Here is a 14,708-nt window from a genome sequence, read left to right on the forward strand (position 1 = left end):
GGTAAACCACGAGCCACAGGAAGGAGCAGCATGAAGTCAGACCAGGAGTTCGAAGAGTTCGTGGACGCGATCCAGTCCGCCAACTTCGACCCTCGCGACACCCGCGCCACCGCGCACACGGCAGCGGTCTTCGCGAGCGACTGGGATCGCGTCGAGAAGGCGATCCAAGCCGACAAGACCGACAACTGATCCGGTGCGGCCAGTGGCTCCCGAGCCTCGGTGGCCACTGGCCGCTCCCGGTCGACAGCCTCGGAAGAGTAGCAAGTGATCATGCCGTCGAGTCCCACCGAGGACGCCGTGCTGGCGATGGCCCGTACCTGGTCAGCCGATGTGGGAGTGACCCGCAGCAGCAGCATCACCCGGCTCGACCGGGTGGGGGTGCCCGTCGCCATGGCCGTGCGCCCGGGAGCACTCGTCGGATCCCTTGTCGTCACGGGGGGCAAGGGGACGACGGAGGCGGCAGCCGAGATCGGGGCGCGGCTGGAGGCGATGGAACTCGCGGCCGCCGAGCACACTCGCTGTCAGGTGCCGCTCGTACGGACCACGTACCGGGCGATCGCCGCCCAGCTCGGCGGCGCCGCCGCGCTCCTGCGGCTCTGTCCCCGCCTGGGCGTCCGGATCCCGTTGGACGAGGAGGTGACCGCGGCGCAGGGGACGGACCTGCGCAGCGCGACGCCCGTCCTGCTGCCGAGCGAACTGGTTCTGCTGCCGCCACCGCCGGACGCTGCCGCCCGGGCGTACTTCGGCGCGAACTCCTTCGGACTGGGCTGTGGCCTGACGCTGGAGCAGGCCACGATGCACGCCATGCTCGAGGTGCTGGAGCGCGACGCCCTGTCGTTTCCGGCCGCCGCCGGTCAGGAATGGGCCATCGACGAGCACTCGCTGCCCGACCGGCTCACGAGCCTGACCGCGCGGATCCGTCGCGCGAACGTGGCGATCCGCCTGCTGGCCGTCAAGCAGGACCTGGGCCTGCCGGTCGCACACGTCGTGCTCTGGGACCGCGACGAGACGGACCGGCGGTTCGTCAACGGCGGGCATGCCTGCGCGCTCGACCTCGACCTGGCGATCGAACGTGCCCTGCTGGAGGCGCTGCAGAGCCGCGCTGCCTTCATGCACGGCGGTCGTGAGGATCTGCCGAGCCTGGTCGACGTCGCGACGGAGCAGGCCACGGTCGGTGAGCGCAGCGCGCTGTCCGACGTCCGGCAGCAGTTCAGCCAACCGGTACCCGCAGACGCCGTCGGGCTGGCCGACTGGCTGGCCGAACGCGGCATCGGTCCGGTGATCCGCTTCGTCCTGCGGGACGGGAGCACCGACGGGGCCTGGGTGGTACGCACCGTCATCGTCGGCTGCGAGTCGTATGTCGCCGGGCTCTCGCCCCGGGTGGGGCCACGGCTTGCGGCGTGGTCCCATGGCTGACCGGGATCTGATCTTCGTCGGGCCGACCGGCTACCAGTCGAACCTGCTCGGCGTCTCCGCGCGATATTCGGTGCTTCCGCCGCTGACCCGGGGAATGCTGGCACCGGCGCTACGCGACCACCCGTCCGGACGGGTGATCATCGTGGACGGTGGGTTCTACCACGAGTTCGCCGTCGACCACCGGGAGATATGCGCCGCGCTGCGCGACGGACGTGACGTGATCGGGCTGGGCTCCATGGGCGCGCTGCGCGCCGTCGAGCTGCGTACCCACGGCATGCGCGGCTACGGCGCGGTGGTGGAACTCATCGAACGCCACGGACTCCACGACGACGAGGTGATGCTCCTGCACGCGGCCGAGCCGCCGTACCGGCCGGTGACGGTTCCGCTGGTGGAGGTGCGTGCGGCGCTCGGGCAGCTGCTGCTCGCCGGGCTGGTGGACGGCGACGAGGTGGCGGGAGTCATCGCCGAGATCGGCGACCTGTGGTTCGGCGACCGCAGCCTGCCCAGGATCCTGCAGGCGCAGCAGCGGCGAACTCCGGACCGTCCGCACGTGGCAGCGGCACTACGCGGCAAGTTGCAGGGTCCGGCGCTGTTGAAGCGGATCGACCTGGAGTGCCTGCTCACCGGCGCACCGCCACCCGTGGTCCGCATGCTGCCCTGCGGCGCGGTCATCCCGAACCCGTCGCAGCCACCCGGACCGGCCTGATGGTCACCATGCCGGACACCACAGTGGACTGGGCCCACATCTGCGCGAACGGTATCCCGTACCGCGATCCGGTGATCGGATCCTGCCTCGCCGACGTGCAGTGCCGCGACGACAGCGAGGTCGCCGGCCGCAGCGCTGCGGCGGCGCGCCGGGAGCTCGACTGGCTCACCCTCACCGGCGACGAGCGGATCTACCACCCCTGGTGCGGCCCGGGCACCTACGCCCGCGAGATCGCGAACGGCACCGGGTGCCGCAGTTACCTCGGCGTCGATGTCAACCCGGCGGCGATCGTCGCGGCGCGCCGCCGATGCCCGGATCGACGGTGCCACTTCCAGGTCGGTTCCTTCGACACGGGCTCCGTGGTGCCGGCGCACGACCTCTGTCTGCTCACCTATGAGCTGGTCAACCAGTTCGACCCGTCGACGCTCGGCCCGGCACTCGGCCGGATCGCCGCGGCCCTGCGGCCCGGCGGGCGGGTGTTCGTAGACGTGCGGACCCGCACCGGCTCGGGGATGCACCCGGTCGACCGTGAGTCCACCCACTATCCCGCCGGCACCGGCATCTTCCTGCGGGCCGAGCACGTCGTCGAGTATCAGGCGCGGTTCGCGGCGGAAGGTCGCCTCTACCTGCAACGTTTCCGGATCACCCGGGACGACGGCCCGAGGCGGGAGTTCTACTCCTGGCTGTGGCTGTACGACCAGGACGAGATCGAGCGAGCCGCCGCGTGCGCCGGGCTTGCCCTGACCGCCGCCGCGCACGTCCACGCCGGCAGTGACATGCGGCCACCTTCGGCGGCCGGCTCGATCCAACTGGTATTGGCCAAGAAGGGGAAAGGCACGGAATCATGTTGACGACCTCGGAATCCCTCCTGGTGCACAGTATCGAGCAGTTCCTGACCCCGATGGAGTGCCAGGCGATCTGCGATGCGGTGGACCGGCAGATCACCGCCGACGGCCGCGCCGCCTTCGAGGGCGAGCGCGCCGTGTCGGTGCACGCCGTCGACGGGATGAGTACCCGCGACGTGATGGAGCTCTACGAACCGGCCGGGCGGTTGGAGCTCTTTCCGCTGCCGGTGGGGGCGACGACGGTACTGGACGAGGCGGCGCGGCGGGCCCTGCCGCACCTGCGCAGCCTGTTTCCCAGCGGCCGTCGCCTGACCTCGTGGATCTATCTCGAGTACGGCGTGGGCCAGTACATCACACCGCACATCGATATGCCGTTCGACGAGACCGACCCGGATCACGTGAAGGTCGCCGGGGTGAGCATCACCCTCAACGACGGCTTCTCCGGCGGCGATTTCGTGGTCGAGACCTGCGGCAGCCCAGACCTGTGGGAGGAGCCCACGGACGGGCTGCGCAGAGTCCGCGAGGGCGCGGACCACACCACGCAGTGGTACAAGGCGCTGCCCCGGACCCGCTGGCGCACCCGGATGGCCGCCGGGGGCCTGGTCATGTTCGGCAGCCAGCTCAGCCACAGCACGGAGCCGGTCACCCACGGACGGATCAAGAAAGTCATCGGCTTCTTCACCAACTGACGGAGAGTGCAATGGACGCACGTCTTGCCTACGAGCTAGCTGAGCTCAATGCCAACATGTCCGATGTCGAACGTCTCGTCACGCTGCACTGGGGCCTGTCCTCGGTGCTCCGGGCGAACGTCGCGGGCGACGTCGTGGAGGTCGGTTGCAACGCCGGCTACACCAGCGTCTGGCTCGCGACGACCATGCGGGCGCTCGCCCCGGAACGCGAACTCGTGCTGTTCGACAGCTTCGCCGGGATGCCGCCACCGGGGGAGTTGGACACCCACCTGCCGGAGGGCGAATGCCTGGCCTCGGCGGAGCAAGTGGAGCAGAACTTCCGCAGCAGGGACCTGCCGATGCCGCGCGTCGTCGCCGGCTGGTTCGACGAAACGCTCGCCGAACTGCCCCAGCGGATATGTTTCGGTTACCTCGACGGGGACCACTACCGCTCCATCCAGCTGAGCCTGGAACAGGTGTGGCCCCGCCTGGAGCCGGGCGGACTGCTCGTCATCGACGACTACTGCGACCTGAGTCGCAACGAGCGGGCCTGGGACGGGCTGCCCGGGGTGAAGAAGGCCTGTGATGAGTTCTTCGCCGGCACCGACCATGTGGTGGAGGTCGTTCCGGGCACCTCGGACCTGACCCTCGGTTACGTCTACAAGCCCACGTCGGACGGCGGACCCCGATGACGGTCGACACCACCGCGGCGGTGAACCTCGATTCCCTGGCCGGCATCTCGCCGACGCGCGTGTTCCGCCAGGTGCTTGAGACGAGCACGCCCTACACGTGCAGTTCGGTCGTCTCGTTCACCGGATGGAGCACCCTCCTGCTGGTCGAGCGGGCCGACCGGCCCGGCGTGAAGTTCGTCGCCAAGGGGCTGTTCGGCTACCACAGCGTCATCGCCGCCGCGCCGCCGCACCTACGGGCCGAGCTGCACGGCTACTACTGGTACCGCCAGTTGCCGGAGCGGGCACACCAGCAGGCGAGGGACCAGTTCGGCCAGGAGGCCGACCTCCTCTCCCGCCTGAGCGGCTCGCCGTACTTCCCCGACCTGGTCGAGATGGACCTCGGTGCCCCGGTGCCGTACTACGTGATGGAGCACCTGCCGCTCGGCTCGGTCCGCCACTGGCTCGGCACGCACGGGGCACCGGCCGCCGAGACCGCCATCGCCTTCGCGCGCCGGCTGTTGACCGGGATGACCGTCCTGCACGACATCGGCTACGTCCACCGGGACATCAACGCCGAGAACGTCCTGATGGCCGACGGCGGACCGGTCATCGCCGACCTCGGCTGCGCCCGCGCCCGCACCGCCACCGAGCCCCGATCGCCGAAGTCGGCGCTGATCTCGTGGCCACCGGAGTACGACGTGGGCTACCACGAGGCGGACATCACCAGCGATATCTACTGTTTCGGCATGGTCATGTACGAGCTGCTGACCGGCACCATGCCCCGCTACGGCGCACCGCCGCTGCCCAGCGTGGTGACCGGACACGACCCGCGCCTGATCGAGCTGGTCGAACGGTGCGTGCGATGGGAGCCGGAACGCCGGCCACCCAACGCCACCGCCGCATTGGAGGTGCTCTCGTGACGACCCGGACGCTTGCCCCCCGACCGCAGACGACCGCCCCTGCCCACCCCGACGACCTGATGCGGCACATGTTCCTCGGCCGGTTGATCAGCCAACACACGATGATCTTCGAGCCGCTGGTGTACGCCGAACACCTGCGCGTCCTGGCCAAACTGGTGGACGACTACGTATTGACCCCGACCGGAGCCGGACAACTCGCCACGTACACGCCGGCGAACGTGGCTACCGTCTGCGTGGCCGCCGCCACCGGGGTGCCGGACGGTGGCTGGCCGGAGTTCGCCGCGAGTTTGCGAACCCACGAGGTCGCAGTGGGCATCCGCCGCCACCAGTTCGTGGTCGGCTCGTCCGGCCCCGCGGACCTGCGATACGTCCGGGAGGCGGTGGAGATCCTGGTCGACGGTGACCTGGGTGCGCTGGTGGAGCTGGGCACGGGCGGGCTGTTTCCCGCCGCTTCGCTGCCGCGCCCGCCGGGCCTGGGCGCCGGGCTGCTGCTGGCACCGGACCGAGCGTTCACGTCGGAGGCCTCCGCGCTGGAGCGCCTGCTGTACGAGATGATCGCCGCACCTGCCCGGATCTGGGCGGCGGTCGAGCCCTCCGTGTACGAGTGCCTTCGTCGCAGTCTCGGCGACGTCGGCGTCGACGATGTCTTCGTCGCCGGCTGTGTGGCCCAACTGCTCACCAGCGCCGACGAGCGGGGGCAGGACCTGGCCGCGCGGCTACCCGCGCTGGCCGCGCTGGTGGAGACGGTCCGTTCGCCGCGGACCAGCGCCGCCCGAACCGTGGCCCTGGGGTTGAAGGAGGCGTCCCTCTTCGCCGAGCTGCTGTGCTGCTGGTGGCCGGGGACCGAGCGGTCGGTGCATCTGTTCACCTCCCGGCTCGACTACCTGACCCGGCACCCGGCCGGGCGTGCACCGCAGGAGCGTCAGCCGTGATCCCGGCGGGCCGGCAGGACCGGCGATTTCCGTTCATCGCGTTGGAGGGCACCGACGGCAGCGGGAAGTCGACGCTACGGATCAGCCTCGCGCAGGCCCTCCGGCAGGTCGCGTCGACGGTGACGGAGTTCGGCCAGCACAGCTGGCTCGACACCGACGCCGCTCGGCTCATCGTGGGCAACCGGATGGCCCGCAGCAACGGGAACGCCGACGCCGTCGTGGAGGCGTACCTGCGCGACAAGCGGCTGCACTTCGAGTTCAACATCAAGCCCGCCCTCGCCGTCGGTCCGGTCCTCACCGACCGGTACGTGCTCAGCGACATCGTCTACCACCACGTCCTGCACGGCGTACCGATGGAACGCATCAGCGCCGCCATGACGGCGCTGCGGATGCCGACGCCCGACGTCATCGTCTTCGTGGACACCCCACCCGCGCTGGCCTGGACGCGCATCGGCACCCGCAACAAGGAGCTGCGGCCGTACGAGCGCCCGGACACCCTGGTCCAGCTGTACGACGCCTACGACCGCGCCATCCAGGCGAACCTCGTACCGACGCGCGTGCTGCGTTTCCGCAACCACGAGGAGTTGTCCGACAGCGCGACGCAGCGCCTGGTCGCCTCGCTGCTGTCACAGTTTCCGCAGTTGTCCCACGACCGAGAGGTGCCCACAGATGTCTGAGGTCCGAGTCCGCGTCGCCGTCTATGTCGTGCGTGACACGCTCACCGGGCCGGAGCTGCTGGTGTTCGACCACCGAGACCAGCCCGAGGCGGGCACGCAGGTGCCCGCCGGGGGCATCGAGGCCGGTGAACCACTTGAGGATGCGGTGCTGCGCGAGGTGGCCGAGGAGACCGGCGTCACCGCCGTCACGGTGCGGAAGAGTCTCGGCGTGCAGCAACGACCGCATCCGCACACCGGTCAGCCGCGGGTCACCGTCTTCTACCACGCGAGCACGACGGAGCGTCGGGACCGCTGGTCCCACCAGGTCGCCGGCAGCAGCGGCACCGATGACGGCATGGTGTTCGAGTGCTTCTTCATCCCGGTGGCGAAGGCGTTGGACCTGCTGCCCGACCGACAGGACGAGTTCGTTGCGGCGCTGCTCCAACTCCTGCCCGAGAATGCGTAGCGCGGCCACGGGCCTGCGGAAGGCGCCCCGTCCGATGTCGCGGTCGGGCGACCTCTCGTCGGGCAACCCGGATCCGGACCTGCTCCTCTGGCGTCACGACCGCTGGCCCACCGCCGTCGCGGCCAACCTGCTGCTCTACGGCACCCCCAGGATCGTCGACGCCCTGCTTGTCCCGGCCCAGGCGTACCTGGCCGGCCAGGGCGTCGCCAACGACCACCTGACGGCGCTGCCCGGTGGGCTTGAGGCTGTCGATCGGGCGTTGGCCACGCTGCTGCGTCCCGGGGACCGCGTGATCGTGGAGAGCCCCACCTACAACGGAGACCTTCCGCTGATCGCCGCGCTCGGTCTGGTGCCGGTGCCGGTGCCCGTCGACGAGGAGGGGCTGCGACCAGAACCGTTCGTCGCGGCGCTCCGGGACGCCGCCGGTGTGCTGTACCGCCCGCGCGCACAGAACCCCACCGGGGCAGCACTCACGTCCGGGCGCGGCAACACGCTGCGCGCCATCATCGAACGCTTCCCGAGCCTGCTCGTGATCGAAGAGGACCATGCGGGCGGGATCGCGGGCACCGAATACCACTCCGTGATACCAGCCGGCCATCCACGATGGCTGCACGTCGCGTCGGTGTCCAAGTGGCTGGCCCCCGATCTCCGGTTCGCGTTGGTCTGTGGTGACCGCGAGTCGATCCGGCAGGTGGACCAGCGCAGGCTCCTGGGCGGTGGGTGGATCAGCCGGATGACCCAGCTCGCCGTGGCCGCCCACCTGGCCGACCCGGACCTCGCGGCAGACCTCGCCCGGGTGCGGGACGAGTACGGCAGACGCCGCCGACACGTGCTCGATCTGTTGGCCGAGCGGGGTCTGCGCGGATACGGGCGCACCGGACTGAACGTGTGGATCGAGGTGCCCGACGAGGCGGAGACCGTGTCCCGGCTGGCCAGGCGCGGCTGGCAGGTCGCCCCTGGGTCGCGATTCGCCGCACCGACACCGGCGATCCGGGTGACCGTGGCCGCGCTCGCTGTGGCACAGGCGCAGCGGTTCGCCGACGATCTGTTGTCGGCCACCCGGGGGCCCGGCCGTGTCGCTGATTGAGACCGCGATCCGCCGCGAGTTGCGCACGCGTCCGGATCAGGGCCAGCGGTCGGTCGACGAGATCCTGACGGGCAGGTCCTTCGCAGCCGTCGTCCTCGATGACGGCAGCGTCGGCACCGCCATGGACTACCAGGGTTACCACGGCGGCGGGTCACCGGGCGCGGTCGTGTGCCGGCGTGGCAGCCAGGTCACCGACTACCTCGGTACCTCGCCCGGCAGGTCGCTGCTGGACTGTGACCTCGTGCGTACGCCCCCGGCCGGGTTGGACCTGACCCGGCAGGCCGTCAAGATCGCGCTCCTCAGTGCGCTGTCCCGGCCCTGGCTTCGGCCGACCGCACTGGCGGAAGCGGGCCTTGGTCACGTGGTCGCGCCCTTTGACGAGGTGCACGCCCACCAGGCGGGGTCGGCGGTGACGGAGGCGCTGACCCGGGCGGTGGGGAGCGCGGGCACGGTCGGGGTCATTGGCTTCGGCGGGCTGATGGAGCACCTGGCCGAGGTGGACGGGGTGGGTCGCGTGCTGGTGGCCGATCTGCACGACGCGCCACGAGCCGAGCGTGTCCGGTCCACTCTCGCCCGGTTCAACGCGAGGTTCGGCGAGGCGCGCATCCAGCTGGTCGGCGATGACCTGCACCGGCTGGCCGACGAGTGCGAGGTCGTCCAGATCACCCCATCGTCGCTCTGCAACGCGACGATGGACGAAGTCCTTCGTACGCTGCGGGGGTTGCGGCTGATCGTCGTCGGGCCCAGCGGCGCGGTGCCACCGCCGGTGTGGCAGGCACACGGAGCCGTCCTGGTCTGCACCGAGCTGAGGGACAGCCGTTTCGTCCGGGCGTACCACCACGACGATCATCTGTACGAATGGTACGTGGAATACGATCGGCGGCTCGCCTACTGGCCGCAGGAACGGCGACCGACCGAGTGACCGGGCGCTTCCGGCCGAGTCGCGCCGGGTTCCGCCCCGGGTAGTCGGGGCACCACCTCGACCGTGGCCGACGTGGTGCCCCGACTACCGCAGAGCGATCGTCAGTACCGCAGGTTCCGCAGGTAGCGGTAGCCGATCTCGGCGGTGAGCTGAGGCGTCACGTCCGGAGTGTCGTTCTCCACGATGTACTCAAGCACCGGGTGCTTCCGGAAGATCCGCCTGAAGTCGATCATCCCAGTGCCCAGGTCGGCCATGTCGCCGTCGGCGGCGTGCCGGTCCTTGACGTGGTACTGAAGCACCCGCTGCGGCGCGGCGCGGATGACGTCCAGGGTAAAGCCCTCAGGGTCGGTCACCCCGGCACCGGACTCGATGCCGCCGGTGACCGCCCAGTAGATGTCGATCTCCAGGTGGACGAGCCGGGGGTCCAGTTCCTCGGTCAGCACGTCCCACGGGGTGCGACCGCCGCCGAGGTCGATGGTGAACTCGTGGGCATGGTTGTGGTAGCCGTAACGCAGACCGGCGCGGGCCGCCGCGGCGGCCTCGACGTTCATCTGCTCCGCCCACCGCTTCCAGTCGTCGGCGCTCTCCGAGTAGAGGTACGGCACCACCATGAACTTCTGACCCAGCGTCACCGCGTTGCGGATCTTCTCCTGTAGCGCGGCGGGAGTTTCGCTGATCCCGTCGTGGCTGGACGTGGCCTTGATGCAGATGCTGTCCAGGAAGCGACGCAGCTGGGCGGCGTTGCGGCCGAAGTAGCCCAGCGCCAGCTCCACCTTCGGGTAGCCGATCCGGGCCAGGTGCCGCAGCGTGGCGTCGTACCCCGGCTCGCCGTTCAGCGCGTCACGGACCGTCCACAACTGAATGCTGATCAGCCCCGGCGGCACCCGCCGCCGACCGGCATGCCCGTGCCCGGGACCGTGCCCCGGACCGTGCTTGGGACCGGCGGAGGCGGCCGTTGCGCCCGCCGTGGCGAGGCCGACACCGGCCATCGCGGCCACCGAGCCGCGTAGCAGGCCCCGCCGGTCGAGGACGGAACGCCGCAGTGCGGCCATCCCGTCGTAGCCGTAACACATGATGACTCCTCTCGTGGGTGTCTACACGCCCGGTACGAGCACGACCTGGTCGGTCCCGGTCAGCGGCGGCAGCCCGTCGTCACCCGGGTCGGTGTAGGAGGCGACGAACACGGCGGACAGGTTGTCCGTCTCCGGGTCGTGCCCCGAGGGGACGGTGGTCAGGATCGACCCGGTGCAGCCGTTGGCGGTGGTCTGCGGGTGGCCGTGGTCGTCGTGGCCGAGGATGTAGGTCACGCTGACCCGGGCACAGTCCACCGCCTGGTCGTCGGTCACCCGTACCTCGTACTGAATGGTGTCGCCGAAGGCGAAGGGTTGGCCCTCGACCGGCGCGACCAGCTCGACCACCGGCACCGCGTTGCCGACCACGACCCGCACCGACGCCGACGCCGAGCGTCCCTTCCGGTCGGTCACCCTGAGCGTCGCGTCGTAGCTGCCGTTCTCGCGGTAGGTGAAGGTCGGGTTCGCCGACCGCGAGTCGACCCGGTCGTCGTCGTCCAGGTACCACTCGTAGCGCAGTCGGTCGCCGTCCGGATCGGTGGTGCCCTCGCTTGAGAACTCCACCGTCAGCGGGGCCAGACCTGCGGTCTGGCTGGCCGAGACCGCCGGGATCGGGCTGCGGTTGCCGTCCCGACCGATGAAGTCGATCCGGGCCACCTGCGCCTCCGGGTTCTCGCTGAAGAAACCGTCACCGTACTCGAGGACGTAGAGCGCGCCGTCGGGGCCGAACTCCAGATCCATCGGGTTGTCGAAGACGACCGAGGGCAGCACCGGCTCGATTCCGTCGAGCCTGCCGCGCCGGTCCAGCTGGAACGCCTTCACGTAGTCGCGGGTCCACTCGTAGAACAGCGGCTTGCCGTCGTAGTACGCCGGCCACGCCACCGGGTTGCGGCCCCGGGTGGTCGCCCGGTCGAAGCGGTACGCGGGACCGGCCATCGGGCCGATGCCGCCGGTGCCCAGCTCCGGGAACTCGGAGGAGAGGTCGTAGCTGTACCACACGTCCGGCTGCTGCGGCGCGGGCAACTTCCGCAGCCCGGTGTTGTTCGGCGACTCGTTTACCGGCGCCGAGCAGTCGAACTCCGCACCGGACTCCTCGGTGGCGAAGTCGTAGTCCCGGTAGGGCAGTTGCGGAGTGATGCAGTAGGGCCAGCCGTGGTTGCCGGCCTTGCGGGCCACGAACCACTTACCGTGCCCCGCCGGTCCGCGCAGCGGGTCGGGTTGACCGGCGTCCGGCGAGTAGTCGGCGACATAGAGGTCGTTGGTCTTGCGGTCCAGTTCGATCCGGAACGGGTTACGCAGACCCATCAGGTAGATCTCGGGGCGGGTGTCCCGGGTGCCGGGCTTGAACAGGTTGCCCTTGGGGATGGTGTACCTGCCATCGGCACCGACCTTGATCCGCAGGATCTTGCCGCGCAGGTCGTTGGTGTTGGCGCTGGTGCGCTGCGCGTCGTACGCGGGATTACGGCCGGGCCGCTCGTCGATCGGGGCGTACCCGCCGGACTCGAACGGGTTCGTGTCGTCCCCGGTGGAGAGGTACAGGTTGCCCTTGGCGTCGAAGACGATGTCCCCGCCGACGTGGCAGCAGATGCCCCGGTCCACCGGCACATCGATGATCCGCTGCTCGGTGCGCAGGTCCAGGGTGTCCTTGACCAGCCGGAACCGGGACAGGCGGATGACGCCCTGGAACGGTGCGAGTTCCTCCTCGGAGCCCCAGGCCGGCGCGTCACCCTCGTTGACGTCCGGGGTGGACGGGTCGTCGACCGGGGTGTCCATCGGCGGCGAGTAGTACAGGTAGACCCAGTTGTTGCCGCGTCGGCCGAAGTTGGGGTCGACGGCGACGTTCTGCAGGCCCTCCTCGTCGTGCTGGTAGACGTCGAGAGTGGCGGCGATCGTGTTGCGGCCGGTGTCGGGGTTGTGCAGCCACACCACGCCGGCCCGGGTCACGTGCAGCACCCGGCCGTCGGGCAGCACGGCGAGGTCCATCGGCTCGCCGGGGCGGTCGTTGAGGGTGACCTTCTGGAAGGCCGTGTCCGGTGGGGGACTGGTGGTGCCGGGCGCGGCCGTGGGGGTGGTCGGCGCGGCCATCGAGCTGGCGGGCGGGGCGACGAGCGTGATGGTCGTCAGGCCCGCCACGGCGAGCGCGAGTCGTCTCTTCAACTGCCTCTCCTAGGTGTGAGGACGGGTCGGGCAGGTCGGGACGTACGGGTGCTGGGCTTCTCCTCCGGGTGTCGGGCAGCACCGGATGGCCCGTTGAATCGCCGGTGGGCGACGCGGGCGCGGGAACTGGGAGTTGGGGGTAGGTGTCCGAGGGGCCGTCGGAGGTCACGATCGAGGCGCTGGCCCCGGCGGCGGTTCACCTCGTCGTAACATCCGGGCTGAAGTTAACAAAAGCGATGTCGATATGTCCATGGCTTCTGCCAGGTTTAATCGAACTTTTGGCTATGGTGGCGAAAGGATCGTCCACACACGAAAAACCACCCTCGGTCCCTGAGGTGGCTCCCCAGGACCCGAGGGCGGTGCAGGTCGGATCGATGGCTCAGCGTGGCCCTTCAGGCCGCCGGGCCAGGGCTGCGGACGCCTCGGACCGCGTACCGGTGCATCGTCACACCCTGATCGAACGACGCCTGCTCGATCAGATCCAGCTCGACCGGCTCGTCGTGCGTGTCGAACAACGGCCGACCGGTGCCGAGCACCACCGGATGGGTGAAGAGCAGAAGCTCGTCGAGCAGCCCCGCCCGCAGCAGACCGGTCGCCAAGGTGGCGCCGCCGACCCCGATGTCACCGTCGGACTGCGCCCGCAGGCGCGCGAGTTGCTCGATCGCGTCGTCCCCGCCGATGACCCGGGTGTTGTGCCCGGCGCTGTCCCGGGTACGCGAGACCAGCACCTTGGGCATCGAGGTCCAGATCTCGCCGTACTCACGCATGAAGTCCGGCAGGGATTCGTCGTCACGGGCGCCCGGCCAGAACGCCTCCATAGTCTCGTAGATCGTGCGACCCTCGATCATCAGCGACATCGCCCGAGCCCGCGCGTTGAACTCCCGGTGCAACGACTCCCCGATGCGCATCCAGTCGCCGCCGCCCTGCTCACCCGGGGCGCGCTCGATCCGCAGATCGACCGACACGTTCATCCAGTACACGAACCGACCCGACACGCCGCCTCCCCAAGGTGATCAGGATCTTGCTTCCGTGCAGACGCTACCTCTCCGTTCTCCACCAACGGAGCCCGCCGCCACCACGTCAGGCACCGCCACGCCCACTCCGCCGGCCCGTAGCGGAACGATCGCAGCCACAGCGTGCTCCACACCGCCTGCACGATCAGGATGCCGATGCTCAGGCCCACGATCCGGGGTAGGTCGCCGGTGCTGTCGATGCCGAGCGGCCCTGCGGCGAGCAGGAACAATACGGTGGCGCTCAGGTAGTTCGTCAGCGCCATCCGACCCATCGGAGCCAGCACGGCGGTCAGCGCCGGTCCCAGCGGCGTACGCAGCAGCAGAAGCAACCCACAGCAGTACGCCAGACCGGTGGCGATACCGGCGAGCGGGGGAAGCAGGCTCACTCCGCCACCGGGCCCTCCTATGAGATTGACGAACGGCACCTCCGTTCCGCGTAGCCGCAGCACGATCCACCCCACGGACAGGGCGGTGAGGCCGACGAACGCCACCGCCACCCGCCCGGTACGACGTTCGAGCGCGGCCGGCACCTCCAGCATCGCCAGGGCGTAGCCGAGCGCGAGCAGGCCGGGAATCGGCCCGAAACCGTTTACGACCTGCGCACCGGCGAGCAGGAGCAGGACCGCCACGACCAGCGCCGCCCGCCCGCCCAGATAGCTCAACGGGAGCAGAAAGAGCAGACCCGCCAACGCGTACGCGGTCAGCGCCTCACCGGGATGGACGACGAAATGAACGACGCCGATGAGTAGCAGCACACCCAGCCGGCGGGCCAGGACCAACCTGGGTCGGTCGGTCCGGGTGGCCGCACGGCGCAGGAAGATGCCGAAACCGATGCCGAACAGAATCGAGAAGATCGGATAGAACCGCTGATGGAAGAGGAGCTGAACCGCCTCCGGCAGCTGCGACGCCGTGCCTGCGGCCGCGCCGCGGAAGACGACCTGCTGGTAGATGTTGATGATCAGGATGCCGCAGAGCGCGAAGCCGCGCAGCGTGTCCAGGGCGTGGATACGCCGCCCGCCGGTGGACACGTCTGCCGCCGCCAGGTCGGAGGCCGGTCTCGATGGCGTCATGAGTCCATCAGATCGAGACAACGGGCCGTCAGGTCAGCGGTGAAGGTCGGGACCGTAACCTACTTTCGTCGTACGGTCCGGGTCGTTTCGTCGTGACCACGGGCGTCCG

16 protein-coding genes are annotated in these 14,708 nt (G+C 69.8%); 12 read left to right on the plus strand and 4 right to left on the minus strand.

Going from position 1 to position 14,708, the window contains the following annotated elements; translation table 11 throughout:
• The first annotated feature begins 30 nt into the window (after window positions 1-30).
• The 12 genes from O7624_RS30315 to O7624_RS30370 all read left to right on the plus strand — a co-directional run bounded on the left by O7624_RS30315 (window position 31) and on the right by O7624_RS30370 (window position 9,289).
• Window positions 31-189: a hypothetical protein gene (locus tag O7624_RS30315; RefSeq protein WP_170863464.1), complete on the plus strand. Its 159-nt coding sequence runs from the start codon at window positions 31-33 to the stop codon at window positions 187-189.
• 81 nt (window positions 190-270) lie between these two features.
• Complete coding sequence (locus O7624_RS30320) at window positions 271-1,416, plus strand: YcaO-like family protein (RefSeq protein WP_282238329.1); 1,146 nt, start codon at window positions 271-273, stop codon at window positions 1,414-1,416.
• Window positions 1,409-2,122 (plus strand): TfuA-like protein, encoded by a 714-nt coding sequence (locus O7624_RS30325; RefSeq protein WP_170863463.1) that lies wholly within the window; start codon window positions 1,409-1,411, stop codon window positions 2,120-2,122. The genes O7624_RS30320 and O7624_RS30325 overlap by 8 nt, the downstream gene beginning before the upstream one ends.
• The gene (locus O7624_RS30330; protein ID WP_282238330.1) at window positions 2,122-2,973 is read left to right on the plus strand and encodes a class I SAM-dependent methyltransferase; all 852 of its coding nucleotides are present in this window, start codon (window positions 2,122-2,124) and stop codon (window positions 2,971-2,973) included. The genes O7624_RS30325 and O7624_RS30330 overlap by 1 nt, the downstream gene beginning before the upstream one ends.
• Complete coding sequence (locus O7624_RS30335) at window positions 2,967-3,656, plus strand: hypothetical protein (RefSeq protein WP_093405722.1); 690 nt, start codon at window positions 2,967-2,969, stop codon at window positions 3,654-3,656. Before O7624_RS30330 ends, O7624_RS30335 begins: the two co-directional genes overlap by 7 nt.
• An 11-nt stretch (window positions 3,657-3,667) precedes the next feature.
• Complete coding sequence (locus O7624_RS30340) at window positions 3,668-4,327, plus strand: TylF/MycF/NovP-related O-methyltransferase (RefSeq protein WP_093405719.1); 660 nt, start codon at window positions 3,668-3,670, stop codon at window positions 4,325-4,327.
• Window positions 4,324-5,226 (plus strand): protein kinase, encoded by a 903-nt coding sequence (locus tag O7624_RS30345; protein ID WP_282238331.1) that lies wholly within the window; start codon window positions 4,324-4,326, stop codon window positions 5,224-5,226. Before O7624_RS30340 ends, O7624_RS30345 begins: the two co-directional genes overlap by 4 nt.
• On the plus strand, window positions 5,223-6,158 hold the full coding sequence (locus O7624_RS30350; RefSeq protein WP_282238332.1) for a hypothetical protein: 936 nt from the start codon (window positions 5,223-5,225) through the stop codon (window positions 6,156-6,158). The genes O7624_RS30345 and O7624_RS30350 overlap by 4 nt, the downstream gene beginning before the upstream one ends.
• Entirely contained in the window at window positions 6,155-6,835 is a 681-nt protein-coding gene (locus O7624_RS30355) for an AAA family ATPase (protein WP_170863461.1), read from the plus strand. The genes O7624_RS30350 and O7624_RS30355 overlap by 4 nt, the downstream gene beginning before the upstream one ends.
• Window positions 6,828-7,280: an NUDIX domain-containing protein gene (locus tag O7624_RS30360; protein WP_093405712.1), complete on the plus strand. Its 453-nt coding sequence runs from the start codon at window positions 6,828-6,830 to the stop codon at window positions 7,278-7,280. The genes O7624_RS30355 and O7624_RS30360 overlap by 8 nt, the downstream gene beginning before the upstream one ends.
• Window positions 7,281-7,314: 34 nt before the next feature.
• Window positions 7,315-8,367 (plus strand): aminotransferase class I/II-fold pyridoxal phosphate-dependent enzyme, encoded by a 1,053-nt coding sequence (locus O7624_RS30365; RefSeq protein WP_282238333.1) that lies wholly within the window; start codon window positions 7,315-7,317, stop codon window positions 8,365-8,367.
• The gene (locus O7624_RS30370) at window positions 8,354-9,289 is read left to right on the plus strand and encodes a DUF364 domain-containing protein (protein ID WP_282238334.1); all 936 of its coding nucleotides are present in this window, start codon (window positions 8,354-8,356) and stop codon (window positions 9,287-9,289) included. The genes O7624_RS30365 and O7624_RS30370 overlap by 14 nt, the downstream gene beginning before the upstream one ends.
• A 101-nt stretch (window positions 9,290-9,390) precedes the next feature.
• Here the strand turns inward: O7624_RS30370 and O7624_RS30375 are convergent, their stop codons facing one another.
• From O7624_RS30375 to O7624_RS30390, 4 genes are all read right to left on the minus strand, one after another.
• The gene (locus O7624_RS30375) at window positions 9,391-10,362 is read right to left on the minus strand and encodes a sugar phosphate isomerase/epimerase (protein WP_282238335.1); all 972 of its coding nucleotides are present in this window, start codon (window positions 10,360-10,362) and stop codon (window positions 9,391-9,393) included.
• A 21-nt stretch (window positions 10,363-10,383) separates the two neighbouring features.
• Window positions 10,384-12,516, minus strand: a complete 2,133-nt coding sequence (locus O7624_RS30380) for a PQQ-dependent sugar dehydrogenase (protein WP_282238336.1) — start codon at window positions 12,514-12,516, stop codon at window positions 10,384-10,386.
• Between the two features lie 392 nt (window positions 12,517-12,908).
• On the minus strand, window positions 12,909-13,511 hold the full coding sequence (locus O7624_RS30385) for a dihydrofolate reductase family protein (RefSeq protein WP_282238337.1): 603 nt from the start codon (window positions 13,509-13,511) through the stop codon (window positions 12,909-12,911).
• Complete coding sequence (locus tag O7624_RS30390) at window positions 13,484-14,599, minus strand: DUF418 domain-containing protein (protein WP_282238338.1); 1,116 nt, start codon at window positions 14,597-14,599, stop codon at window positions 13,484-13,486. The genes O7624_RS30385 and O7624_RS30390 overlap by 28 nt, the downstream gene beginning before the upstream one ends.
• Between the last annotated feature and the right edge of the window lie 109 nt (window positions 14,600-14,708).

The sequence above is a fragment of the Verrucosispora sp. WMMD1129 genome (assembly GCF_029581255.1).
In the GTDB taxonomy this organism is placed as follows: Bacteria; Actinomycetota; Actinomycetes; order Mycobacteriales; family Micromonosporaceae; genus Micromonospora; species Micromonospora sediminimaris.